Below are 22,373 nucleotides of genomic sequence, written 5' to 3'. Positions count from 1 at the left end.
CATGACCAAGCAGCTATCGCGCCGCAACTTCCTCGCCTCGTCGGCGGGGCTCGTCATCGGCATGTCGCTCCCGCTCGCCGCACGGGCGCAGTCGGGTGCCGCCGCCGCGCTGGAATCGGGGGCCACCGATGATGCCGGCTTCGCCCCCAACGCCTTTGTCCGCGTCGCCCCCGACGACACGGTGACGGTCATCATCAAGCACATCGAGTTCGGACAGGGCCCCTACACCGGCCTGTCGACGCTGGTGGCCGAGGAAATGGACGCCGACTGGTCGCAGATGCGGGCCGAGAGCGCGCCGGCCAACAACGAGCTCTACAAGAACCTCGCCTTCGGGATGCAGGGCACCGGCGGCTCGACCGCCATGGCCAACAGCTACATGCAGATGCGCAAGGCCGGCGCCGCCGCGCGGGCGATGCTCGTCGCCGCCGCCGCCGAGGAATGGGGCGTGCCCGCCGGGGAGATCACCGTCGAGAAGGGCAGGATCTCGCACGGCTCCGGCAAGTCGTCGGGCTTCGGAGCGCTGGCCCAGAAGGCCGCCGGCATGACCCCGCCCGAGGACCCGCAGGTGAAGTCCGCCGACCAGTTCACCCTGATCGGCACCGACCTGCCCAAGCTCGACACCCGAGCCAAGACCAACGGCACGGCGACCTTCAGCCTCGACGTCTACCGCGAGGGCATGCAGACCGTGGTGGTCGCCCGCCCGCGCAAGCTGGGCGCGACGGTTGCCTCCTTCGATGACGCCGACGCGATGAACGTCACGGGCGTGCGGGCGGTGAGGCAGATCCCGCAGGGTGTGGCGGTCTACGCCGACAGCACCTTTGCCGCGATCAGCGGTCGCAACGCGCTCAAGATCGAATGGGACGAAAGCGGCGCCGAGACCCGCTCTTCCGACCAGATCTACGCCGATTTCGCCAAGGCCGCCGAGGACGGCGGACAGGATGCCGAGATGCTCGGCAACGGCGCCGCCGACATCGAGGGCGCGGCGCAGGTCATCGAGGCAGAGTTCCGCTTTCCCTATCTCGCCCATGCGCCGATGGAGCCGCTCGACGGCGTGATCGAGGTTCGCGAGGACGGGGCCGAGGCCTGGATGGGCTCGCAGTTTCCGGCGCTCGACAAGCCGGCCATCGCCAAGGCGCTGGGGCTCGACGCCGGGGCGGTCGCGGTCAACGTGATGCTCGCCGGTGGCAGCTTCGGCCGGCGCGCGCAGGACACCGCGCATTTTGCCTCGGAGCTGGGCGAGGTCGCCAAGGCCGGCGGCCCCGGCACCTACAAGCTGCTCTGGACCCGTGAAGACGACCTGCACGGCGGCTACTACCGCCCGCTCACCATCCACAGGATGCGCGCCGGCATCGACGGCGACGGCAATCTGCTCGGCTGGGAAGACGTGATCGTGAACCAGTCGATCATGGCGGGCGGCCCGATGGCGCAGATGATGCAGGACGGCATGGACCCGACCTCCTACGAGGGCTCGACCAAGATGCCTTACGACCTGGCCAACGCCCGCGTCGGCTGGGTGCAGCAGGAAAGCCCGGTCACCGTGCTGTGGTGGCGCTCGGTCGGCCACACCCACACCGGCTATGCCACCGAGGTGTTCCTCGACATGGTGCTGGAGGCGCAGGGCAAGGACCCGGTGCAGGGCCGGCTCGACCTGCTGAAGTCCGACAGGGGCCGTGATCGCGGGGTGCTCGAGAAGGTGGCCGAAATGGCCGGCTGGGACGGCACCAGGGTCAAGGGCGACAAGGCCTATGGCGTCGCCGTCCACGAGAGCTTCGAGACCTACGTGGCGCAGATCGCCGAGGTGTCGGACGAAGGTGGCATGCCCAAGGTGCACCGGGTCTGGTGCGCGGTCGACTGCGGCGTCGCGGTCAACCCCAACGTGATCCGCGCGCAGATGGAGGGTGGCGTGGGCTTCGGCCTCGGCACCGTGCTCTTCGACGAGATCACGCTTGGCGAGGGCGGCACCGTGCAGCAGTCGAACTTCGACAGCTACCGGATGCTGCGCATCCACGAGATGCCCGAGGTGACGGTCGAGATCATCGCCTCGGACGCCGACCCCACCGGCGTGGGCGAGCCGGGGCTGCCGCCCATCGGCCCGGCCGTCGCCAACGCCTGGCGCGCGCTCACCGGCAAATCGGTGACCACCCTTCCCTTCTCCAAGTCCGCGGAGGCCTGATCCATGCGCAAGACCCTTATCCTGGCCGCGATGCTCGTCGCGGCCCCGGCCCTTGCCGACACCGTGAACGGTCTGCGCACCGTCGACGAGTTCGAGGGCATCGAGGCCGAGTCCGAGCGTTCGGTCGCCTATTTCGACGAGATGCTGAAGGTGATCCAGCACCCGCGCTGTCTGAACTGCCACCCGGTCGACAACAGCCCCCGGCAGGGCATGGAGATGCAGATGCACGAGCCGCCGGTGGTCCGGGGCGCCAATGACTTCGGCGCGCCGGGGATGCGCTGCACCACCTGCCACGGCACCGAGAACGTCGAGTTCACCACCAAGGAGGGCTCGATCCCGGGCCACGAGCCATGGCAGCTCGCACCGCTCGAGACCGGCTGGATCGGCAAGAGCGCCGCCGAGATCTGCGCCCAGCTCAAGGACCCCGAGCGCAACGGCGGCCGCAGCATGGCGGAGCTGCACGAGCACAACGCCGAGGACGGGCTGGTCGGCTGGGGCTGGCACCCCGGCGAGGGCCGCGAACCGGCGCCGGGCTCGCAGGAGATCTTCGGCGAGCTGACCAAGGCCTGGATCGACACCGGCTCGGCCTGCCCCGCGTCCTGAGCGGGTGACGGGCAGCTGCTTCCAGGCAGAGCGCCCTGCCCGAGCCTGATATGCGAAACCGCCCCCGCAACTCTTTGCGGGGGCGGTTCTTGTTCATGATAACACGCGCCAGCGCGGATCGTGTCACGACGCGGCAGCGCGGAACAAAGGCCGAAGGCCGCCGCGCATCGCCGGGCCGCCCCCCGGACCGGCGATTTGGGCGGGCTTGGCGCTCAGCTTCGAGGGTTTCCGGACCTGGCAGGGATAAATCGAGGGATTCCGAGCGCCGTTCGCCAGTCCGCGGCCCGACGCCGCGCGGCTCCCTCAAGCGTCGGGAGGTGTCGGATGCTGCCGGGGGCGTCAATGCAATGTCTTGCCCGCCCCCCTCTCAGCCCGCCGAGCGCGCCGCCCGCAGGAACACCGGGATGAGCCCCAGCAGGATCACGATCCGCGCGAAGTGATGCGCCGCGACGAAGGCCGGGTCGTAGCCGAGCGCGAGACCGATCGCCGCCATCGCCTCGACTCCGCCGGGCGCGTAGGCGATCAGCACCTGCCCGATGGGCAGCCCGGTGACCGTCCAGGTCAGCAGCGCGAAAACCACCGCCATGCCGAGCGCCACACCTACGACGACGACGCCCGCCCAGCCGAGCCGGAGCGCCGAGCGCAGGTCGATGCGGCTGATCCGCGTGCCGACCGCGGCGCCGGTCATGGTGAAGCCGAGGAAGATCATCCACGGCGGCGCGGCCCCGTGCAGAAGCCCCGTGGCATGGACCGAGCCGCTCAGCAGGATGCCCGTCAGCAGGCAGGCCGCCGAGATGCCACGCGCTCCGGCGAAGCGACCGAGCGGCAGCCCGATGACGAGAAGCAGCGCCAGCCCCCAGAGCGGCATGATCTCGCGGGCCGGCCCCCCTGCCCCACCCGGTGCGTCGACGAGGGCCGCCAGCGGCGGCACGAGGGTGACGAGGATCACCAGCCGCATCAGCTGGAGGATCATCACCGCCGCCGGGTCGCCCCGGCCCTCGGCGGCGATGGCCACCGCGTTCGACATGGTGCCGGGCGAGCTCGCGAGCACCGCCGTCTCGCGGTCGATGCCGAAAACGCGGGTCAGCAGCCACGAGCTTACCGCCATGGTCGCGACCAGCCCGATGGCGAGCCCGGCAAGGCTCACCGACCAGCCCGGCAGATGCGGCACGACCGAGCTGTCGATGCCCGAGCCGAGCGAGATGCCGATGATGAGGAAGGCGATGTCGCGGGCCAGCACCGGAACGTGCACCGCCTGCCCCACCGCAGAGACCATCGCGACCGCCAGCAGCGCCCCGATGAGCGACCCGGCCGGAATGCCTGCGAGGGCGGCCAGAGCCGCCCCCGCGAGCGCGGCGGTGAAGGTCACCGCCGCGGTTCTTGCTTCAGTGCCGGTCATTACCGGCCCCGTCATGCCACATCATCGCCCTCGGCGTTGCGGGTGCGGGCCCGCCGACCCATCCAGATCGGAAGGATCACCACAACGAGTGCCAGCACGTAGAGCAGGATGCTCTTCCAGTTCGAGACGAGGATGCCCCAGTCGCCGCCCGAGATCGAGAGGGACCGGCGAAGATTGTCCTCGAACAGGCCTCCCAGCACGAAGCCGAGGATGACCGGCGCGAGCGAGAAATCCATCTTCCGCAGGAACCAGCCGAAGACCCCGAGCGCGGTGATCATCATCAGGTCGTGCGGGTTGCCGACGATGGTATAGATGCCGATGAAGGCGAGGATCGCGATCAGCGGCGTCAGGTAGTGCTGCGGGATCGTCAGCATCCGGGCGAAGAGCCCGACCAGCGGCAGGTTGATGACCAGCAGCGCCACGTTGCCGATGTACATCGAAGCGACGAGCCCCCATGCCACCTCGGGACGCTGGGTGAACATGGTCGGACCGGGCTGGATGTTGAACATCAGCAGCGCGCCGAGAAGGATCGCCGTGGTGCCCGAGCCGGGGATGCCCAGCGTGAGCATCGGCACCATCGCGCCGCCCGCTGCCGCGTTGTTGGCCGCTTCGGGCGCCGCGAGGCCGCGCGGGTCGCCGTTTCCGAAGGTGCCTTCGGTGTCGGACACGCGCTTCTCGGTGCCATAGGCCACGGCCGAGGCGACCGAGGCACCGGTGCCGGGCAGGATGCCGATGAAGAAGCCGATGACCGACGAGCGCACGATGGTCCACTTGGCCAGCGCGAGGTCCGACATCTTCACGAAGCTCTTGTCCACGGGCAGCGACTTCAGCGTGCCGCGGGCCTGGTGCTCGACCAGCGTCAGCAGTTCCGCCATGCCGAAGAGACCCACGACGACGATCAGGAAGTCGATGCCTGCAAGGATGTCGGGAATGCCGAAGGTGTAGCGCGCGACACCGGTGTTGGCGTCGAGGCCGATGGTCGCAAGCATCAGGCCGATGGTCGCGCCGAGCAGCGTCTTCACGGTGCTCTTGCCGACGAGCGAGGCGAGCGATGCGAAGGCGAAGACCATCAGCGCGACGTAGTCGGCGGGCCCGAAGGTCACCGCGAACTTGGCCAGCGCCGGGGCGAAGAGCGACATCAGGATCACCGCGAAGGTGCCGCCGATGAACGAGGCGACCGCCGAGAGCGACAGCGCCCGCCCGGCCTGCCCGGCCCTGGCCATCGGGTTGCCGTCGAGCGTGGTCATCACCGCGCCCGCGTCGCCCGGCACGTTGAGCAGGATCGACGAGATCCGGCCGCCGTATTCGGCGCCGTAATAGATGCCGGCGAGCAGGATCAGCGCCGCCTCGGGCTGGAAGCCGAGACCGTAGGCGATGGGCAGCAGGATCGCCACGCCGTTGATGGGGCCGAGCCCCGGGAGCGCGCCGATCAGGGTGCCGACGAAGCAGCCGACCAGCACGAGCATGAGGTTGAACGGGTCGAGCGCGACCGCGAAGCCGGTCCCGAGACCGGAAAGAACCGCGTCCATCAGTTGCCTCCTTCCTGGTCTGCCGTCGTCGCCTCGAGCAGATACTCGATCAGGGCGCCCTCGGGCAGGTTGAGGTCCATGAGCGTCACGCAGAGCAGCCAGCCGAAGATGCCGGCGGCGACGCCGAAGCCCAGGGCGCGCAGTTTCGGTGCGCCCAGCATCAGCGCCATCAGCGTGCCGAAGAGAATGGTCGAGAGCACGAAGCCCAGTGGTTCGTAGAGATCGCCGTAGGCGAGCAGCATCACCACCGCGGTGGCGAGCCGGAACCAGACGCGCTTCGTGACGTCGAGACGATTGGTGTCGGGCTTCCAGAGGATGCCCAGCAGGCACAGGATCGCGACGACCGAGAGGATTTGCGGCCAGCTTTCGGGGCCGAGCGGGTCATACTGGAACGGGGCGCTGATGACGGTGAAGGCGATCACCGCGTAGCCGATGGACACGGCCAGCAGAACCGCCGCGAAGATGCGGTCGGCCATGGGAAACCTCCTGTGTGTCGGAATGTGGGAAAGTCGTATCTGCCGCGAGGGCCGCCCCCGGAACCCGGAGACGGCCCTGCGGGAGAGAGCGGGTTTACTGGATGAGACCCGCTTCGGTGGCGATGGTGCGAAGCTCGCCCATCGTCGTGTTGATCGAGCTGGTCAGCTCTTCGCCGGACATGTTGAGCGGCAGCAGGCCACGCTCGTTCTGGACCTTGGCGAATTCCTCGGTTGCGTAGGCGGCCTCGAAGGCGTCGACCCATTTCTGGTAGTCGGCGTCGGAGACGTCCTTGCCCATGTAGAAGCCGCGCATGATCGTCCACTCGACGTCGTAGCCCTCTTCCTTGGCGGTCGGGATCTCGTCGAAGGGCGCGTCGAGGCGCTCGGGCGCGAGGGTCGCGAGGATCTTCATGTCGCCGCTCTCGAGGTAGGGCACCATCTCGCCGACGTCGCCGGTGTAGACCTCGATCGAGCCGCCGAGCAGTGCCGCGATGGCATCGCCGCCGCCGTCGAAGGCGACGTAGCGCATCTGCATGGGCGTGCCGCCCGCCTCGCGCATCAGCAGCGCGCCCTTCATCCAGTCCTGCGAGCCGACCGAGCCGCCGGCGCCCACGACCACCGACTGCGGGTCGGAGGCGAGGTCATCCATCACGTCCTTGAGCGAGTTGTACTCGCTGTCGGCGGACACGACCACGGCGCCAAAGTCGGCACCTGCGGTCGCGAGCCAGCGCACATCGTTCTCGTCGAACTCGCCGTACTTGCCGAGGATGATGTTCAGCAGCGACCCGGTCGACCAGGCGACGATCGCCGAGCCGTCATCGGTGCGGTTGGTGTTGAACTGGTTGAAGGCCACGGCGCCGATGCCGCCGGGCATGAAGGTGACCTGCACGGGCTCGGAGACATGCGGCTCGAGGCCGGTCTGCGCCACGCGGCAGGTCAGGTCGAAGCCACCGCCGGGGTTCGCGGGCGCAACGCACTCGGGGTTGTCGATCTCGCTCTGGGCGAAGACCGGGGTGCCGAGGCCGAGCGCGCACACGAAGGCCGTGGTGATGTGGGTAATTTTCATGAGATCCTCCCGTAAGTCATGGCGCCGTCTGGCGCGACGCATCTTATCGGGTACGGACGCTGTGCTTTTCCTGACTCGAAACTGACAGGACACTGACACGTCCCGCAACATCTATGCGCAGCGGGTGAACTTGAGTAATCCTGCGGCAATGAGGATGCTGCTTGTGGAAGACAACGACGAACTCGCGGAGACGATCCTGGATCGCCTGCGCAGCGAGGGGCATTCGGTCGACCGCGAGAGCGACGGCAACGAGGCCAACGCGCTGCTGCGCTTCGCCGCCTTCGACATCGTGCTGCTCGACATCAACCTGCCCGGCCGCAGCGGCTACGACGTGCTGCGCTCGATGCGCTCGCGCGGGGACCAGACGCCGGTGATCGTGCTCACCGCCCGCAGCGAGATCGACGACCGGATCATCGGGCTCGATGCCGGCGCCGACGACTACATGGTCAAGCCCTTCGACTTCCGCGAGTTGTCGGCCCGCTGCCGGGTGCTCGCCCGCCGCCGCGCCGGCGCGTCGAGCAACGTCTTCACCGCCGGACCCTTCAGCTTCGACCGGGCCGCCAAGCAGGCGCGGCTCGGCGAGCAGACCATCGACCTGCGCGCCCGCGAGATCCAGATGCTCGAGATCATGGTCGACAACCTCGGGCGGATGCTCACCAAGGAAGAGGTGGCCGACAAGCTCTATTCCTTCGACGAGACCCCCAGCCTGAACGCGGTCGAGCAGATCCTGACCCGGCTGCGCCGCAAGCTCGAGGGCACGCCGCTGGTCATCAAGACCGTGCGCGGGCTGGGCTACCTTCCCTATGTCGCGGACGATGACTGACCTGCGCGCCCATTCGCTCAAGCGGCGGCTTCTGGTCAGCATGGCAGCGGGCTTCGGGGCCCTGCTGCTGATCATCTCGATCCTGCTGTGGAACTACGCGCGCGACGCCTCGAACCGGACCTTCGACCTGCTGCTCGCGGGGGCGGCGCTGTCGGTGCTGGAACGGGTGTCCTACAACACCGACGGGCCGACGGTGGACCTGCCGCAGTCGGCCATGGACATCCTTGCGCTCGCCGCCGACGACCGGATCGTCTATCGCGTGTTCTCGCCGAAATACGGCGAGCTCACCGGCATGGCCGATCTGCCCCTGCCCGACACGTCCGGCCCCTCGGCCGAGCCGGTGTTCTACAACGCCGATCTCGACGAGGGCTTCCGCTTCGTGCTGCAGGGCCGCCAGATCACCTCGAGCGCCGGGCGCGAGTGGGTCTTCGTCCAGATGGGCCAGACGCTGAACGCCCGCAAGGACCAGCAGTTGTCGCTGTTTCTGAACGGCATGGGCGGGCTCGCCGTGGTGTCGCTGATCGGGCTGGGCTTCGTCTGGCTGGCGATCCGGGCATCGCTCGCCCCGCTGCACCAGATCGCCGACACGCTGCTTGCCCGGTCGCCGCGTGACCTGTCGCCGATCGAGGGCGACCCGCCGCAGGAAATCTCGGGGCTCTTCCAGGCGATCAACGGCTTCATCGCGCAGCTCGGACGCAACCGCGCGCTGACCGAGCGTTTCATCGCGGATGTCGCGCACCAGACCCGCACCTCGCTCTCGGCGCTGCAGGGCCAGCTGGCGCTCGCCTCCGATGCCGAGACCCCCGAGGCGCTGCGCGAACGGCTGGGGCGGACCTCGGCGCAGGCCGAGCGGACGGTGCGTCTGACCAACCAGCTCCTGTCGAACGCCATGGTCTCGCACCGCTCGGAAGAGGCGCAGCTCGAGCCGCTGGACCTGCGCCCGCTGGTCCGCAACACGCTGGCCGAACTGCTGCGCGAGCGGCGGCTGCGCAAGGCGACGCTGTCGTTCGACGATGCCGGCCTGCCCGACGGGCGGGGGCGCATCCGGGGAGACGCCATTTCGATCCGCGAGGCGCTGCGCAACCTGATCGACAACGCCATCCGTCACGGCGGCGAGGACAACACCATCGTGATCCGGCTCGATGGCGACGAGACCACGATCACGCTCACCGTCTCGGACGCCGGCCCCGGCATCGCCCCCGCCGACCGGCTGCGTGCGACCGAGCGATTCACCTCGATCAACCGGGCGACGGCGGGCTCGGGGCTGGGGCTCGCGATCGTCCGGTCGGTGGCCGAGGGCCACGACGCGCGGCTGACGCTCGGCACCTCGCGGCTTGGCGGGCTTCGCGCCTCGATCCTGTTCCGGCGGCTGGCGGTGATGCTGCTCGCGGGGCTCCTGGCCCTGATCGCAGCCCCGCGCGCGGAGGCCGACGAGCTTCTCGTCCACGCCGCCACCGATCCCGCCGCCATGCGCCCGCTGATCGAGGCATTCGAGGCCCGCAACCCGGCCGTCGACGTGGTCTACCACGATTACCAGACCGTCGATCTCTACCAGGAACTTCTCGATCCCTCGCCCGAGACGGTGCCGGATCTCGTGATTTCCTCGGCGATGGACCTTCAGGTCGACCTCGTGAACCGCGGTCTTGCGCACCGGCTGCGCGTTCCGCAAGCATGGCAGCCGCCGGAATGGGCCTCGTGGCGATCCGAGCTTTTCGGCTTCACCTTCGAGCCCGCCGCGATCCTCTACGACCGGCGGGTGCTGCCCGAGTCGAACCTGCCAACCAGCCACCGCGACCTGTCGAGCTTCATCCGCGATCACGAGGACGAGCTGCGCGGCAAGATCGGCGGCTACGACCTGCGGCGCTCCGGCATCGGCTACCTGTTCGCCACGCAGGACACGATCCAGAGCGTGCAGGCGCAGCGGCTGATGGAGGTATTGGGCCGCGCCAACATCCGCACCTTCAACACCACGGCGAGCATGGTTCAGGCCACGCGCGAGGGCCGGATCTGCATGGCGCTGAACATCATCAGCTCCTACGCCATGGCGCTGGTCGCCGACGATCCGAACATCGGGGTGCATTTCCTCGACGACTACAATCTCGTGATGACCCGCAGCGCCTTTGTTCCCAGGGGCGCGCGCAACCCGGTGCGCGCCGAGGCCTTCATCGGCTTCCTGCTGTCACCCGAGGGGCAGGCGATCCTCGACGCCGAGACACCGCTGTTCTCGCTGATGCCCCCGGCGGGCGGCCTGACCCCGCCGGCGCTGCCGATGCCGCGCAGCTCGACCAACTTCCTGCCGATCCGGCTGGGCCCCAGCCTGCTGACCTTTCTGGACCGCATCAAGCGCGAGGACTTCCTGCGCAACTGGGATTCGACCCTGATGGGCGATCCCGGCCCCTGAGGCCCTGAGCCCCCTGCCCTGCCCTGTCGTCGGTCAGCGGCCCGGCACGCTTGACGTGCGCCGGCTCTCCGTGCGAGCCAGTGGGCAGAAGCGACAGGGGCGCCCGGACATCCGGGCTGAGATGCACCCTTGGAACCTGAACCGGATAATGCCGGCGGAGGGAGGCGCGCACGACCCACCGGGCGCATGCCCCTTGCCGTCGTGATGTCTCCGCCCCGCCCCATGGAGGAGACGAGAGTTGACCGAAACCCGCCACATGCCCACGACGCGGCAAGGCCGCACACCGACCACGGGGGGCCGGACATGACCCCCAACATCCTCTCGATCGCCGGCTCCGATCCCTCGGGTGGCGCCGGCATCCAGGCCGACATCAAGGCGATCTCGGCGAACGGCGGTTACGCGATGGCGGTCATCACCGCGCTCACGGCACAGAACACCCGGGGCGTGTCGGCGGTGCATCTGACCCCGCCCGAAATCGTCGCGGCGCAGATCCGGGCGATCCGCGAGGACATCGCGGTTCACGCGGTCAAGATCGGGATGCTGGGCGACGCCGAGATCACCGCCTGCGTTGCGCGCGAGATCGCCGGAATCGGCTGCCCCGTCGTGCTCGACCCGGTGATGGTCGCCAAGGGCGGTGACCGGCTGCTGGACGCGGCTTCGGTCGGTGCGCTGCGCGACAGCCTGCTGCCACTGGCCAGCGTCGTGACCCCGAACCTGCCCGAGGCCGCGGACCTTCTGGACCGCCCCGAGGCCAAGTGCCGGGACGACATGCAGGCGCAGGCCCGTGCGCTGCTTGCGCTCGGACCCGCTGCGGTGCTGCTCAAGGGGGGCCATCTTGCAGGTGAGGTCAGCGACGATCTGCTTGCCACGCGCGAAACCGAGACATGGCTTTCCGGTCCGCGCATCGCGACGGGAAACACCCACGGCACCGGCTGCACGCTGTCCTCGGCGCTTGCGGCACAGCTCGGAGCGGGCCTGCCGCTCGCCGAGGCCGCAACCGAGGCCAAGCGCTACATCACCGGCGCCATCGCGGCGGCCGACCGTCTGGCGGTCGGTTCCGGCCACGGCCCGGTGCATCACTTCCATGCGGTCGGATGGGGGGAGGATCAGCGCGGTTGAGCCCTGCCCTTTTCGGGGGGCCTTGCAGGAGCAGACGTTGCGAGCCATGCACGCAGCACAATCCGGGTCTGCAACGGATGCGATTGTTCCGCGGACCGCGCATTGCTAGATAGCGGTAACGGCGCTGCCAAGCGCCAGACAGTTTTCCTGAGGTTCTCTCCTCCTCCCTGGACCTCGGAAATCAGCGGCGGCCCTCTCTCCTCCTCCCTGAGGGTCGCCGCGCTCCCTTCCCTTTCAGCAATTCGCTATCAGGTCACCGACATGCGCTCGTGGCGTTCGCGCTCGGCCGACACGGCCTCGAGGAAGAGTTCCGGGTCGTCGTCGGAGGGACAGATCTGCTGCGCGATTTCGAAATCCGAGTTGCCGCGATCGAGCAGTCTCTCGATGGTTTTCGTCTGTTCGCGATTGAACATGGTCATGGGCCTTACTCCTTCCTGACGAGACATAGCACGGCTGTGCCGCTGGCACGGTCGGCTGTGACGAGGGTGGTCTTGTTCGGACACCCGCCTGAGATGAAGGCAGGTGGCGCCTTATAGCATGAAAGGGTAGCGCAACCAAGCTTTCGGGATAGCGCAAACAGCCGCAGGATCTCCGGCGGTTTCTGGCCCGATCTTTCCGCGCCCGCCCACCGCACAGCCCGCTGCGAAAAAAGCGGCGAAAAAACGTGCATGCAGTGTGCTGCTTTTGCAAAAATCCGCGAAATCCGACGTGCCAAACCTGATGGGTCGTTGCAGATGACGCTGGCGTTGCTATCTCGGGGGTAAGCAAGACCGGCCGCCTCACGTCCTCCACGGAGGCGACCGGATCACGACGGTTCAGGCCCTCTCCCGGTGGCCACGCCCGTCTGCGCGGTCGGCCCGCTCTCCTCCTCCGGCGGGTCGACCCTCTACTCCCTTGCGTTCCGGCACGACACATCACTCGCGACATAATGTCCAGAACATTTTACGCTGCGGCGCAGCAACAGTGCACGCCGTTCGGGCGGTCTCAGGGCCTCTTTTCAGGCGCTTGGACCGCGGCCGCCGCGCGCGGGTGTCACTCGCCCCTGAGGGGGTCCTGAGGTCGCCCGGGAAACGCTTTGCGATCAACTCCTTGAACCGGACAGGACGAAGGGCTCGGCTCGCTCTGCGAGGGATGCGCTAGCCTTGTGCGTGTGGACCACTGTTGCGGGCAATGGCGCGCGGCCGGCGATTGTCTCAACCAAGGGCGACTCGGGACTGGCCTTGGATACATGGACGGCCCGCAAAGCACGCAAATCGTGGCGAATCACCTGAACATGATTCGCGCCTGCTGACGTGTCCCGATTCCGTGCCCGACCTTGGCTCAGGCCCTAAGCGCCCCTTGATCTGTCATACATGTAAATGCATATTGCTAGAGTCATCATACAAACTCAAGCCTTCGTATGACATTCAAAACGTGTCGAGGGGGCGGCAACTCACGCGACCAGACAGAAAGGACGCAGCATGCTGACAGTCGAAACCCGCCACGCGATCCATCCCGACCATGCCAAGGGCATGGACACCGCCGGGCTGCGCGAACACTTCCTTGGCGAGGGGCTCTTCGCAGACGGCGAGATCCGTCTGATCTACACCCACTACGATCGCTTCACCCTTGGTGGCGCCGTGCCCGCCGGCGGGACGCTGACGCTCGACAAGGTCGAGGAGACGAAGACCGACAGCTTCCTCGACCGCCGCGAGATGGGCATCGTCAACATCGGCGAGACCGGCACCGTCGAGGCTGGTGGCGAGACCTACGAGATGAACCGGGGCGATGTGCTCTACCTCGGCATGGGCACCGGCGCGGTGACCTTCGGCGGCGCGGGCCGCTTCTACATCACCTCGGCCCCGGCGCACCGCGCCCTGCCCTCGCGGCTGGTGACCGTGGCCGATTGCGTCGAGGTGAACCTCGGGGCGGCAGAGACCTCGAACAAGCGCACCATCAAGCAGTTCATTCACCCGCAGGTCATGGAAAGCTGCCAACTGATCCTGGGCTACACCTCGCTCGAGGACGGGTCGGTCTGGAACACGATTCCCGCCCACATCCACGATCGCCGGATGGAAGCCTACCTCTACTGGGGCATGGATGAAGAGGCGCGCGTGCTGCACCTGATGGGCAAGCCGGACGAGACGCGCCACATGTTCGTCGCCAACGAGCAGGCGGTGATTTCGCCGACGTGGTCGATTCACTCGGGCGCGGGCATCGGCGAATACACCTTCATCTGGGCCATGGCCGGCGACAACGTCGACTACACCGACATGGAGTTCATCCAGCCGAAGGACATGCGCTGATGGCAGGGCTGTTTTCACTCGAAGGCCGCCGCGCGCTGGTGACCGGTGCCAACACCGGCATCGGTCAGGCCATCGCGGTGGCGCTGGCCGGGCAGGGGGCGGATGTCACCTGCGCCGGGCGCCGCTCCTGCGCCGAGACGGTCGATGCGATCACCGCCGCAGGCGGCAAGGCCGAGTCGCTGACGCTCGATTTTGCCGACCCGATGGCCGCGCGTGACGTTTTCGCGGGGGCGGGCTATTCGATCCTCGTGAACAACGCCGGCACCATCCGGCGCGCCGATTCCGTCGACTACTCCGAGGCCGACTGGGACGCGGTGGTCGACACCAATCTCAAGGCGCTGTTCTTCACCTGCCAGGCCTTTGGCAAGGCGCTGATGGCGGATGGCACCCCGGGTTCGGTCATCAACATCGCGTCGCTGCTGTCGTTCCAGGGCGGGATCCGGGTGCCGGCCTACACCGCCTCCAAGCATGGCGTGGCCGGGGTGACGAAGATCCTCGCCAACGAATGGGCGCCACATGGGATCACGGTTAACGCCATCGCCCCGGGCTATATTGCCACCAACAACACCGAGGCGCTGCGCGAGGATCCGGACCGTTCGAAGGCGATCCTCGACCGGATTCCCGCCGGTCGCTGGGGCGATCCGTCGGACATCGGCGGGACGGCCGCGTTCCTCGCATCGCCCGCGGCGACCTATATCACCGGGGCGGTTCTGAACGTCGACGGTGGCTGGCTCGCCCGCTAGACGCCTCGGGTGACCGAAAGCAAGAAGCCCCGCCGTTTTCCGGCGGGGCTTTTCTTTTGTCCGATGCCGTAACCCATGGGTTACGGCATCGAACGGTGGGTTAACTGACCGGTAACCCACGGGTTACTCTTCGTCGATGACCGCTTCGAAGGCCTCGATGGCGCGCTGCATCCGCGCCCGGTCAACCGAGGAGAAATCGGTCTCAGACAGGATGCGGCACTCGCCCTTGCGCGCGGTGACCTTGGAGCGGCCGACGTGGAATTCGTACTTCACGCTCTTCTCACGACGCGGCTTCTGCGAAGCAGGGCGCTCGGAGCCGTCAAGGAACCTGCGCAGGACCGCAGCCTGTTCGTCGGGCGAAGCTACCGCAGCCAGATCGGCGCGAAGCCCCTGCCCCGCGTCGGGCGCCGACTGAAGACGCCGCGCGACATCGACACCGAGGTTGCGCGAGACCGCCTTGGGAAACACCAGCGCCTCGCCGAGCTCTTCCAGCAGGAAGACGAAGCTGCGGATGTAGCTCCGTTTCATCTTGTGCAGCGAGGCGTAGATCCGGTTCACCAGCTCGCCGGCGTTCTGGTCCTCTTCCTGCGCAGCGGTGATCGCGACCTGCGCCATCTCGGCAAAGGACAGATCCTCGCGGATCACGTTCTCTTCGACCATGTCGATGTAGAGGTCGATGCGGCTGCCGGCGCCCTCGGCCACCCGCGCGACCGCATGGGCAAAGCGCGGATCGGCGGTTTCATGGTGCAGCTGCCGCAGCGCGGTCAGACGGCGCCAGCCCTTCTTGAGCTGGTAGCCGCCGCCGACTTCGAACACCTCGATCGGCTCTTTCTGGCCGCGCTCGCGGATCGAGGTCTTGAGTTCCTCCATCTCGTCCGAGCCCGCCACCGCGTCGAGATCGAGACGATCCCGTGGCAGCGCGTCGGTGCGGATCGCGTCGAGCGGAATCTCGACAAGCACCCTGCCCTCGTCCTGCGCCTGCCGCCAGGATTTGGCGTCTGCCGCGTTCTGGCGCCGCTGCTCGACAAGGCTCTCGGTGCTGTCACTGAGGCTGCTCGCCGCCTCGCGCACCGCGGCCCCCATCGGGCCGACGTCACGGCGACGGCGCGCCGGGGCGGGGGGATCCTCGAGCGGACCGAAACCGAACTTGTTCTTGCTCATGCCTCAACCTCCTCTTTCTGGCCCCGCCGTTCCCAGGCGCCGAGCACGACCCCCTTGAACTCGTCGTAGGCCGCATCGAAACTCTGCCGCGCGCGCTTCCACGTCTCGCGGGTCATCTGCCTGTAGTCCTGTTCGTAGACCGACATCTGGAACCGGCCCGACTGCTCGACCGCCCGGGTCATCTCGATCGCGTTCTGACAGACGTCGGCGCCGAAGACATTCCGGAACGCCTCCATCATCGCGGCGTGCAGCGGGTTCGAGGTCTCGAACCGCGTCATCAGCAGACGCACGTCGTCGAACCGCTTGGGCAGCTGGATGCCGGCATCCTCGGCGATCTTCTCGTATCCGACCGAGATGTCCTCGAGCGCGTCGCCGAGCTGTCCGAGGAAGCTCGTGGTCGAGTCGTACTCCCAGTAGCCGGGGCCCGAGGGGATGTAGAGGATGTCGGCGGCGAAGGCCGCGTTCAGCGATTGGTAGCCGATGGCCGGCGGGCAGTCGAAGATGATGAGGTCGAACTGGTCGTCGGGCAGCTCGTCGAGGTAGCGCGCGACGCAGCCGAAGAAGCTCCAGGCCTTGTGCATCGAGCGGTACTGCGCGCTGGCGAATTCGACGAAGGCCGCGTTGGCACACGACGGGATGATGTCGATGGTCGGCCAGGCCGTCTTCTGGATGAAGTCCTGCACCCGTTGCGCGCCGATCGACTGCACGTCCTCGGGCAGCTCGTCGGCGGTGGGGTAGGGGCAGTCGGCCGGATCGTCGTAGGCCTGCGCGATCCGGTCCGCCTCGCGGCAGAGGTCGCGGCACATGATGCCCCAGACCGTGTTCCATTCCTTGACCTCGACCAGCCCCATCGAGTGGGTCATCGTCGCCTGCGGGTCGAAGTCGATCACCAGCACCCGGTAGCCGTCGAGCGCGGCGGCATTGGCCAGGTGCTGCGCCACGACCGTCTTGCCGACGCCGCCCTTGAAGTTGGACACCGCCACCCGCATCGCGCGGCCCGCCGGACGCTTGGGCAGAAGCGTCTTGCCCCGGAACCGCACGCGCCGGCGCAGCTCGTTGATCTCGCCCAGCGAGAACCAGCGCTGCCGTCCGTCCTCCTCGGTGCTGCCTTGCGGCAGCGAGGGATCGTCGGCCAGCTTCTTGCGCAACGTGTCTGCCGGCACGTCGAACATGAACTGGCTGATCTCCCAGATGGAGAATGGCCGGAGGGTCTTTTCCTCGGCCGGAGAGAATGTCGCCTTTCGCACCGCTGCCTGCTGGGCGAGGCTTCTTTCGTTCATTGTCTGTAGATCTGAATGATCGCGCATGACCCTGCTCGCGTTTTCTGCTATCACCACGTCAATAACGCGAATTCGGGAAAGCGCAAAACATCGAAACCTGATTTTCCCGTTTTTTCGGAGCGATTCGAGAATTTACGGGAAATTCGTGGCGGCCCCGCAACGATCTAGGTGACAGCCTACCGGGAAATACCGAATATAGGGTGACAGAGGAGGTCAAATAGGGTGACGCCAGAGTGTCCCCCTATACCAATATACCTATTCCTTTTTTAATTTTCGGATTTGGGCACGCCGTTCCTGTTCTTAGCATTCTGTTGACAAATTACGGGATTACTGGACACTCAGGGCCAGAACGGGAATCGGCCGACAGAGCCGGACCCGGAGGTAGAGAGCGGCAGTGATGGATGCGAAACGGTTCACCGGGCCACAGGCCGGGTCACAGAAATACGATCTGCTGACCGCGCTGTCGGTGGCGGGGCTGAACGGGTCTCCGGGGTTCCAGACCTCGATGCTCCGGCTCGTGGCTCTGGTGACGGCGCGCTACAACTGGGCCCGCAACGAGCTGACCGTGGGGCAGCGCGAAATGGCGCGGCTCTGGTCGGTGGACGAACGGACCGTCAAGCGCGAGATCAAGCGGCTGACCGCGGCCGAGATCTTGCTGCAACTGCGGCCCGGTGTGCGGGGCAGGGTGGCTGCCTACCGGCTCAACATCGCCGAAATCTACCGGCTGAGTGCGCCCGTCTGGGAACGCGTCGGTCCGGATTTCTCTGAACGCATGGAAGCCCAGCAACAGACCCCCGAACCCGACAAGGTCGTGCACGTGAATTTCGGGCCCACCGTCGCGACGCCGCCCACGCCGGAAGTCGGGCCGGCGGAAGGGCAGGGGGGGCCGTGGGAGCGCTGCCTCGGGCGGCTCGCCCGGCTCGAGCCCAGCCTGCATCGCAACTGGTTCGCCGGGCTGCAGTGCGAAGGGGTGGAAAACGGCGTGCTGACGCTCACCGCGCCATCGGCCTTCGTGGCGCAATATGTCCAGACCCATCACATGCGCCTTCTCATGGGCGCGGCACAGCTCGAGTATCCGGGCCTGAGGCGGATCGACCTTCAAAGCTGAGCCCGCGCGGGAAGTGGTCATATAAGTGCATTGGACCAAGGCGCCGTAACCTTGGCTTCAGCGCGGCATAACCATCTGCAAACAATGGCATGGACCTGCAGAGCCCCCTCTGGGGGACGCCCTGCGACTTTCCCTTGACAGTTATCATACAAGTTTGTCATACACTGTTCCGGCGGTCGTATGACTGCCGACTGTCAGGGAGGAAGATTGACATGTTTCGTTTCACCACCGCCACGATGACCGCCGCGCTTCTGGCAAGCGCCGTTGCCGCCCCCGCCATGGCCGAGACCTGGCGCACCTGGGCGATCCACCCCGAGGGCTACCCCAACGTGGTCGCGCTCGAGAGCTTCGCCGAGGACGTGGCCGAGGCCACCGAAGGCCGGATCGAACCGCAGGTCTATCCGGGCGGCGTGCTGGGCGCCCAGCCCGATGCCATCGAGCAGCTGCGCGCCGGTGCCATCGCGGTCGGCAACTTCAACATGGGCCCGATGGGCGAGATCGTGCCCGCGACCAACGTGCTGTCGCTGCCGTTCATCTTCCGCGACATCGACCACATGCACAAAGCCATGGACGGCGAGATCGGCCAGCGCTTCTCGGACGCGCTTTCCGAGGCCGGCATCGTCGCGCTGAGCTGGATGGATAGCGGCTCGCGGAGCTTCTACAACACCAAGAAGCCGATCATGACGCCCGCGGACATGGACGGTCTCAAGTTCCGGGTGATGAGCAACGACCTCTACGTGCAGATGGTCGACGAGCTGGGCGGCAACGCCACCCCGATGGCCTACGGCGAGGTCTACCAGTCGCTCAAGACCGGCGTCATCGACGGTGCCGAGAACAACTACCCGAGCTTCGAGTCCTCGAACCACTTCGAGGTGGCCAAGTACTACTCGATCACCAACCACCTGATCATCCCCGAGTGCATCTGCGTCGCGAAGTCGGTCTGGGACGAGACCCCGGCCGAGGACCAGGAGATCGTCCGCGAAGCGGCCATCGCCGCCGCCGAGGAGCAGCGCCAGCTCTGGGCCGAGCGCTCGGACGCCTCCAAGCAGGAGGTCATGGACGCCGGTGTCGAGATCAACGAGGTCGAGGACGCGTCGGCGTTCCAGGACGCCATGGAGCCGGTCTACTCCCGCTTCATCGAGAAGAACCCCGACCTCGAGTCGCTGATCCGCGACATCCAGGCGGTCAAGTAAGCCGATCTGGCGGGCCCGGGCGGCCCGCCAGTTCCCCGGCCATCCGGCCGGGACGTCGCTTCGGGGGAGGGCAGTATGCTGCCACAGGACAAATCCACGGCCGAGATGGACCCGGTCGAGCGGGTGCTCGACATGGTCTCGAAGGTTTGCGTCGCGGTTGCAGGCGCAGGGCTGGTCACGCTCGTGGGAATCTTCGGCTGGCTGGTCTGGGGCCGCTACGTGATGAACGACACGCCCACATGGGTCGAGCAGCTGGCGCTCATGCTCGTGGTCTGGATCACATTTCTCGGCGCAGCCGCCGGGGTCTGGACGCAGAGCCACCTGTCGATCGACTTCGTCCGCGAGATGATGCCGCGCCCGCTGCGGGTGCCGCTGCACTGGCTGGCGCTGCTCGGGATGCTGGTCTTCGGCATCGTGCTCGCCTGGCAGGGCTGGGTCCTGGCCGAGAGCACCTGGGCGCGGCGCGTGCCGATGCTCGGGATATCTGAGGGCCTGCGCGCGGTCCCGATGGCGATCTGCGGCGCGCTCACCGCCGTCTTCACACTCTATCAAGGCGTGAAACTCGCCACGGGCAAGGACTGACACCATGGGTCTGGCACTGCTTTTCGGGCTCTTCTTCGTCGGCCTGCTGACCGGGATGCCGGTGGCCTTCGCGCTCGGCCTCGCCACCGTCGGCGGCTTCCTCTACGAGGGCCTGCCGCTCTTCATCGGCTTCCAGCGGGTGCTGTCGGGCATCTCGGTGTTCTCGCTGCTCGCCATCCCGTTCTTCATCTTCGCCGGCGAGCTGATGATGCAGGGCGGCATCGCCGCGCGGCTGGTGCGGCTGGCAAGCTCCGCCGTCGGCTGGATGCGCGGCGGGCTCGGCGTCGTGAACGTCGCCTCCTCGATGCTCTTCGGCGGCATCTCGGGCTCGGCGGTGGCCGACACCTCGGCGCTCGGCTCGATCCTGATGCCGGTGATGAAGGAAAAGGGCTATGACGGCGATTACGCCGTGAACGTCACCGTGACCTCCTCGGTGGCCGGCGTGGTGATCCCGCCGTCGCACAACATGATCCTCTTCGCGGTGGCGGCGGGCGGCGTCTCGGTGTCGAAGCTCTTCATCGCGGGCATCGTGCCGGGCGTGCTGATGTGCCTCTGCCTCGGCGTGGTGGCCTATGTCATCGCGGTGAAACGCGGCTACCCGGCCGAGACCTTCCCGGGCTTCAAGTCGCTCGCGATCTCGACCATCGTCGCGCTGCCGGGCCTGATGACGGCGGTCATCATCGTGGGCGGGGTGCTCTCGGGTGTCATGACCGTCACCGAAAGCGGTGCCTTCGGCGCGATCTGGGCGGTGCTGGTCACGATCCTCGTCTACCGCGAGCTCACCTGGGCGAAGTTCCGCGCCGCCGTCGTCACCTCGGTGCGGACCACGGCGCTGGTGATGCTGCTGGTGGCGACGGCCTCGGCCTTTTCCTACCTGCTGACGCTCTACCGGGTGCCGGACCTGCTGGCGACGGCGGTGACCGGGATCTCGGACAACCCGATCGTGATCCTGTTGCTGCTGAACCTCGTGCTGCTGGGCCTCGGCATGATCATGGACATGGCGGCGCTGATCCTGATCACCACGCCGATCTTCCTGCCGGTGGTCGTTGGGCTCGGGATGGACCCGATCCAGTTCGGCGTGATCCTGATGATGAACCTCGGGCTCGGCCTTTGCACCCCGCCGGTGGGCGCCTGCCTCTTCGTCGGCTGCGTCGTGGGCGGCGTGCGCATCGACCAGGCGGTGCGGACGATCTGGCCCTTCTACCTCGCGATCTTCGGGGCGCTGATGCTGGTCACCTACGTGCCGGCGGTCTCGATGACGCTGCCCGGACTGATGGAGTGAGCGACATGATGAACCGTATCCTGATCACCGGCGCTGCAGGCCAGCTGGGGGGCATGCTGCGCGAGAAGCTGAAGGGCAGGGCAGGGGTCTTGCGGCTGTCGGACGTGGCCGACCTCGGCCCCGCAGGCGAGGGCGAGGAGATCGTGCCCTGCGACCTCGCGGACGGCGCCGCCGTCAAGCGGCTGGTCGAGGGCTGCGACGGGATCGTGCATCTCGGCGGCATCTCGGTCGAGAAGAGCTTCGACCTGATCGAGGCGGCGAACCTGCGCGGCGTCTACAACCTCTACGAGGCGGCGCGTGCGCATGGCATGCCGCGCATCGTCTTCGCCTCGTCGAACCACACCATCGGCTACCACGAGCAGACCGAGCGGCTCGACCACACCGCTCCCTACCGGCCCGACAGCCTTTACGGCGTGTCGAAGATCTTCGGCGAGGCGGTGGCGCAGCTCTATTACGACAAGTTCGGCCAGGAGAGCGCGCTGGTGCGCATCGGCTCCTGCACCGCGCGCCCCGAGAACTGGCGGATGCTGGCCACCTGGTTCAGCCCCGACGATTTCGTCTCGCTGATCGAGACGGTGTTCCGCGCCCCGCGGCTTGGCTGCACGATGCTCTGGGGCGCCTCCAACAACGACCACGGCTGGTGGGACAATTCCCACGCCGACTTCCTCGGCTGGAAGCCGAAGGACAACGCCGCCGACTTCGCGGCCGAGATTGCCCGCACGGTGCCGCGTCCCGGCCCGGACGAGCCGGTTGCGAAATATCAGGGCGGTGTCTTCACCGACGAACCCATCCACGAATCCTGACACGGGAGAGCCGAAATGCTCGACAAGTCCAGCTTCACCCCTCACGGCAAGCACCTGGTTGCCGGCGACTGGGTCGCCGGCGAGGCGACCTTTTCCTCGGAGCCCGCGCATGGGCCGGCGCATGAGTATTCCGTCGGCACGCCGGCGCTGGTCGACCGCGCGGTGGAAGCCGCCGAGGCGGCCTTCGAGACCTACGGCTACCTGGGCCGCGAGGCGCGGGCGCGCTTCCTCGACACCATCGCCGACGAGATCGAGGCGCGCGGCGCCCAGATCACCGAGATCGGCACCCAGGAAAGCGGCCTGCCCGAGGCGCGGCTCAACGGCGAGCGCGGCCGCACCTGCGGCCA

General features: G+C 67.4%; 20 protein-coding genes and 1 riboswitch. Of the genes, 13 read left to right on the top strand and 7 right to left on the bottom strand.

Features of this window, described 5'->3' with window-relative positions; all coding sequences use genetic code 11:
• Position 1: 1 nt before the first annotated feature.
• Both D6860_RS23365 and D6860_RS23360 read left to right on the top strand, forming a co-directional pair.
• The gene (locus D6860_RS23365; protein ID WP_076625614.1) at positions 2-2,173 is read left to right on the top strand and encodes a xanthine dehydrogenase family protein molybdopterin-binding subunit; all 2,172 of its coding nucleotides are present in this window, start codon (positions 2-4) and stop codon (positions 2,171-2,173) included.
• Positions 2,174-2,176: 3 nt separating this feature from the next.
• Positions 2,177-2,776 carry an Isoquinoline 1-oxidoreductase subunit gene (locus tag D6860_RS23360; RefSeq protein WP_076625612.1) on the top strand — a complete coding sequence of 200 codons (600 nt, stop codon included), beginning with the start codon at positions 2,177-2,179 and terminating at the stop codon, positions 2,774-2,776.
• 367 nt (positions 2,777-3,143) lie between these two features.
• Here D6860_RS23360 and D6860_RS23355 read toward each other — a convergent pair whose 3' ends face one another.
• From D6860_RS23355 to D6860_RS23340, 4 genes are all read right to left on the bottom strand, one after another.
• Complete coding sequence (locus tag D6860_RS23355; RefSeq protein ID WP_076625610.1) at positions 3,144-4,175, bottom strand: AbrB family transcriptional regulator; 1,032 nt, start codon at positions 4,173-4,175, stop codon at positions 3,144-3,146.
• Positions 4,176-4,186: 11 nt separating this feature from the next.
• Entirely contained in the window at positions 4,187-5,704 is a 1,518-nt protein-coding gene (locus tag D6860_RS23350) for a tripartite tricarboxylate transporter permease (protein WP_076625609.1), read from the bottom strand.
• Positions 5,704-6,180: a tripartite tricarboxylate transporter TctB family protein gene (locus D6860_RS23345; protein WP_076625607.1), complete on the bottom strand. Its 477-nt coding sequence runs from the start codon at positions 6,178-6,180 to the stop codon at positions 5,704-5,706. Before D6860_RS23345 ends, D6860_RS23350 begins: the two co-directional genes overlap by 1 nt.
• 94 nt (positions 6,181-6,274) lie before the next feature.
• Entirely contained in the window at positions 6,275-7,246 is a 972-nt protein-coding gene (locus tag D6860_RS23340) for a Bug family tripartite tricarboxylate transporter substrate binding protein (RefSeq protein WP_076625606.1), read from the bottom strand.
• Between the two features lie 154 nt (positions 7,247-7,400).
• Here D6860_RS23340 and D6860_RS23335 point away from each other — a divergent pair, with 154 nt between their 5' ends.
• The 3 genes from D6860_RS23335 (at position 7,401) to thiD (ending at position 11,589) form a co-directional block, all read left to right on the top strand.
• Entirely contained in the window at positions 7,401-8,069 is a 669-nt protein-coding gene (locus D6860_RS23335) for a response regulator transcription factor (protein ID WP_217621341.1), read from the top strand.
• On the top strand, positions 8,062-10,470 hold the full coding sequence (locus D6860_RS23330; RefSeq protein ID WP_237218905.1) for a sensor histidine kinase: 2,409 nt from the start codon (positions 8,062-8,064) through the stop codon (positions 10,468-10,470). The genes D6860_RS23335 and D6860_RS23330 overlap by 8 nt, the downstream gene beginning before the upstream one ends.
• Positions 10,471-10,555: 85 nt before the next feature.
• Positions 10,556-10,650, top strand: a riboswitch (TPP riboswitch).
• Between the two features lie 123 nt (positions 10,651-10,773).
• A complete protein-coding gene (gene thiD / locus D6860_RS23325; protein WP_076625602.1) occupies positions 10,774-11,589 on the top strand; it encodes a bifunctional hydroxymethylpyrimidine kinase/phosphomethylpyrimidine kinase in 816 nt (271 codons plus the stop codon).
• A gap of 248 nt (positions 11,590-11,837) precedes the next feature.
• Here the strand turns inward: thiD and D6860_RS25400 are convergent, their stop codons facing one another.
• Positions 11,838-12,008: a hypothetical protein gene (locus tag D6860_RS25400; protein WP_017470210.1), complete on the bottom strand. Its 171-nt coding sequence runs from the start codon at positions 12,006-12,008 to the stop codon at positions 11,838-11,840.
• Between the two features lie 1,041 nt (positions 12,009-13,049).
• Here D6860_RS25400 and kduI point away from each other — a divergent pair.
• Entirely contained in the window at positions 13,050-13,874 is an 825-nt protein-coding gene (gene kduI, locus D6860_RS23320) for a 5-dehydro-4-deoxy-D-glucuronate isomerase (RefSeq protein WP_076625601.1), read from the top strand.
• Positions 13,874-14,617, top strand: a complete 744-nt coding sequence (gene kduD, locus D6860_RS23315) for a 2-dehydro-3-deoxy-D-gluconate 5-dehydrogenase KduD (RefSeq protein WP_017468456.1) — start codon at positions 13,874-13,876, stop codon at positions 14,615-14,617. Before kduI ends, kduD begins: the two co-directional genes overlap by 1 nt.
• A gap of 123 nt (positions 14,618-14,740) precedes the next feature.
• Here the strand turns inward: kduD and D6860_RS23310 are convergent, their stop codons facing one another.
• Positions 14,741-15,778: a ParB/RepB/Spo0J family partition protein gene (locus D6860_RS23310; RefSeq protein WP_076625600.1), complete on the bottom strand. Its 1,038-nt coding sequence runs from the start codon at positions 15,776-15,778 to the stop codon at positions 14,741-14,743.
• Entirely contained in the window at positions 15,775-17,085 is a 1,311-nt protein-coding gene (locus tag D6860_RS23305) for an AAA family ATPase (RefSeq protein ID WP_093411877.1), read from the bottom strand. Before D6860_RS23305 ends, D6860_RS23310 begins: the two co-directional genes overlap by 4 nt.
• 370 nt (positions 17,086-17,455) lie before the next feature.
• Between D6860_RS23305 and D6860_RS23300 the strand changes: the two genes are divergently transcribed.
• The 6 genes from D6860_RS23300 to D6860_RS23275 form a co-directional block, all read left to right on the top strand.
• Positions 17,456-18,166: a DnaA N-terminal domain-containing protein gene (locus D6860_RS23300; protein ID WP_017467026.1), complete on the top strand. Its 711-nt coding sequence runs from the start codon at positions 17,456-17,458 to the stop codon at positions 18,164-18,166.
• 212 nt (positions 18,167-18,378) lie between these two features.
• On the top strand, positions 18,379-19,359 hold the full coding sequence (locus D6860_RS23295) for a TRAP transporter substrate-binding protein (RefSeq protein ID WP_076625599.1): 981 nt from the start codon (positions 18,379-18,381) through the stop codon (positions 19,357-19,359).
• Between the two features lie 75 nt (positions 19,360-19,434).
• Positions 19,435-19,941 (top strand): TRAP transporter small permease, encoded by a 507-nt coding sequence (locus D6860_RS23290; RefSeq protein WP_076625597.1) that lies wholly within the window; start codon positions 19,435-19,437, stop codon positions 19,939-19,941.
• Positions 19,942-19,945: 4 nt separating this feature from the next.
• On the top strand, positions 19,946-21,223 hold the full coding sequence (locus tag D6860_RS23285; protein ID WP_076625596.1) for a TRAP transporter large permease: 1,278 nt from the start codon (positions 19,946-19,948) through the stop codon (positions 21,221-21,223).
• Positions 21,224-21,228: 5 nt separating this feature from the next.
• Entirely contained in the window at positions 21,229-22,026 is a 798-nt protein-coding gene (locus D6860_RS23280; protein ID WP_206512217.1) for an NAD-dependent epimerase/dehydratase family protein, read from the top strand.
• Positions 22,027-22,041: 15 nt separating this feature from the next.
• A partial coding sequence (locus D6860_RS23275; RefSeq protein ID WP_128549319.1) for an aldehyde dehydrogenase family protein occupies positions 22,042-22,373 on the top strand: 332 nt, incomplete at its 3' end.

It is taken from the genome of Salipiger sp. D13 (genome assembly GCF_003703915.1).
In the GTDB taxonomy this organism is placed as follows: domain Bacteria; phylum Pseudomonadota; class Alphaproteobacteria; order Rhodobacterales; family Rhodobacteraceae; genus Salipiger; species Salipiger profundus.
Note: the sequence above shows the minus strand (reverse complement) of the source record. Positions and strands in the feature narration are given on the sequence as shown.

What these genes read in the sequence shown, in the direction of transcription:
- D6860_RS23350 (WP_076625609.1), bottom strand. Translation starts at nt 5,704, where the DNA reads ATGGACGCGGTTCTTTCCGGTCTCGGGACCGGCTTCGCGGTCGCGCTC.
- D6860_RS23300 (WP_017467026.1), top strand. Translation starts at nt 17,456, where the DNA reads ATGGATGCGAAACGGTTCACCGGGCCACAGGCCGGGTCACAGAAATAC.
- D6860_RS23305 (WP_093411877.1), bottom strand. Translation starts at nt 17,085, where the DNA reads ATGCGCGATCATTCAGATCTACAGACAATGAACGAAAGAAGCCTCGCC.
- D6860_RS23285 (WP_076625596.1), top strand. Translation starts at nt 19,946, where the DNA reads ATGGGTCTGGCACTGCTTTTCGGGCTCTTCTTCGTCGGCCTGCTGACC.
- D6860_RS23335 (WP_217621341.1), top strand. Translation starts at nt 7,401, where the DNA reads ATGCTGCTTGTGGAAGACAACGACGAACTCGCGGAGACGATCCTGGAT.
- D6860_RS25400 (WP_017470210.1), bottom strand. Translation starts at nt 12,008, where the DNA reads ATGACCATGTTCAATCGCGAACAGACGAAAACCATCGAGAGACTGCTC.
- D6860_RS23310 (WP_076625600.1), bottom strand. Translation starts at nt 15,778, where the DNA reads ATGAGCAAGAACAAGTTCGGTTTCGGTCCGCTCGAGGATCCCCCCGCC.
- D6860_RS23280 (WP_206512217.1), top strand. Translation starts at nt 21,229, where the DNA reads ATGATGAACCGTATCCTGATCACCGGCGCTGCAGGCCAGCTGGGGGGC.
- thiD (WP_076625602.1), top strand. Translation starts at nt 10,774, where the DNA reads ATGACCCCCAACATCCTCTCGATCGCCGGCTCCGATCCCTCGGGTGGC.
- D6860_RS23360 (WP_076625612.1), top strand. Translation starts at nt 2,177, where the DNA reads ATGCGCAAGACCCTTATCCTGGCCGCGATGCTCGTCGCGGCCCCGGCC.
- D6860_RS23330 (WP_237218905.1), top strand. Translation starts at nt 8,062, where the DNA reads ATGACTGACCTGCGCGCCCATTCGCTCAAGCGGCGGCTTCTGGTCAGC.
- kduD (WP_017468456.1), top strand. Translation starts at nt 13,874, where the DNA reads ATGGCAGGGCTGTTTTCACTCGAAGGCCGCCGCGCGCTGGTGACCGGT.
- D6860_RS23340 (WP_076625606.1), bottom strand. Translation starts at nt 7,246, where the DNA reads ATGAAAATTACCCACATCACCACGGCCTTCGTGTGCGCGCTCGGCCTC.
- D6860_RS23355 (WP_076625610.1), bottom strand. Translation starts at nt 4,175, where the DNA reads ATGACCGGCACTGAAGCAAGAACCGCGGCGGTGACCTTCACCGCCGCG.
- kduI (WP_076625601.1), top strand. Translation starts at nt 13,050, where the DNA reads ATGCTGACAGTCGAAACCCGCCACGCGATCCATCCCGACCATGCCAAG.
- D6860_RS23290 (WP_076625597.1), top strand. Translation starts at nt 19,435, where the DNA reads ATGCTGCCACAGGACAAATCCACGGCCGAGATGGACCCGGTCGAGCGG.
- D6860_RS23365 (WP_076625614.1), top strand. Translation starts at nt 2, where the DNA reads ATGACCAAGCAGCTATCGCGCCGCAACTTCCTCGCCTCGTCGGCGGGG.
- D6860_RS23295 (WP_076625599.1), top strand. Translation starts at nt 18,379, where the DNA reads ATGTTTCGTTTCACCACCGCCACGATGACCGCCGCGCTTCTGGCAAGC.
- D6860_RS23345 (WP_076625607.1), bottom strand. Translation starts at nt 6,180, where the DNA reads ATGGCCGACCGCATCTTCGCGGCGGTTCTGCTGGCCGTGTCCATCGGC.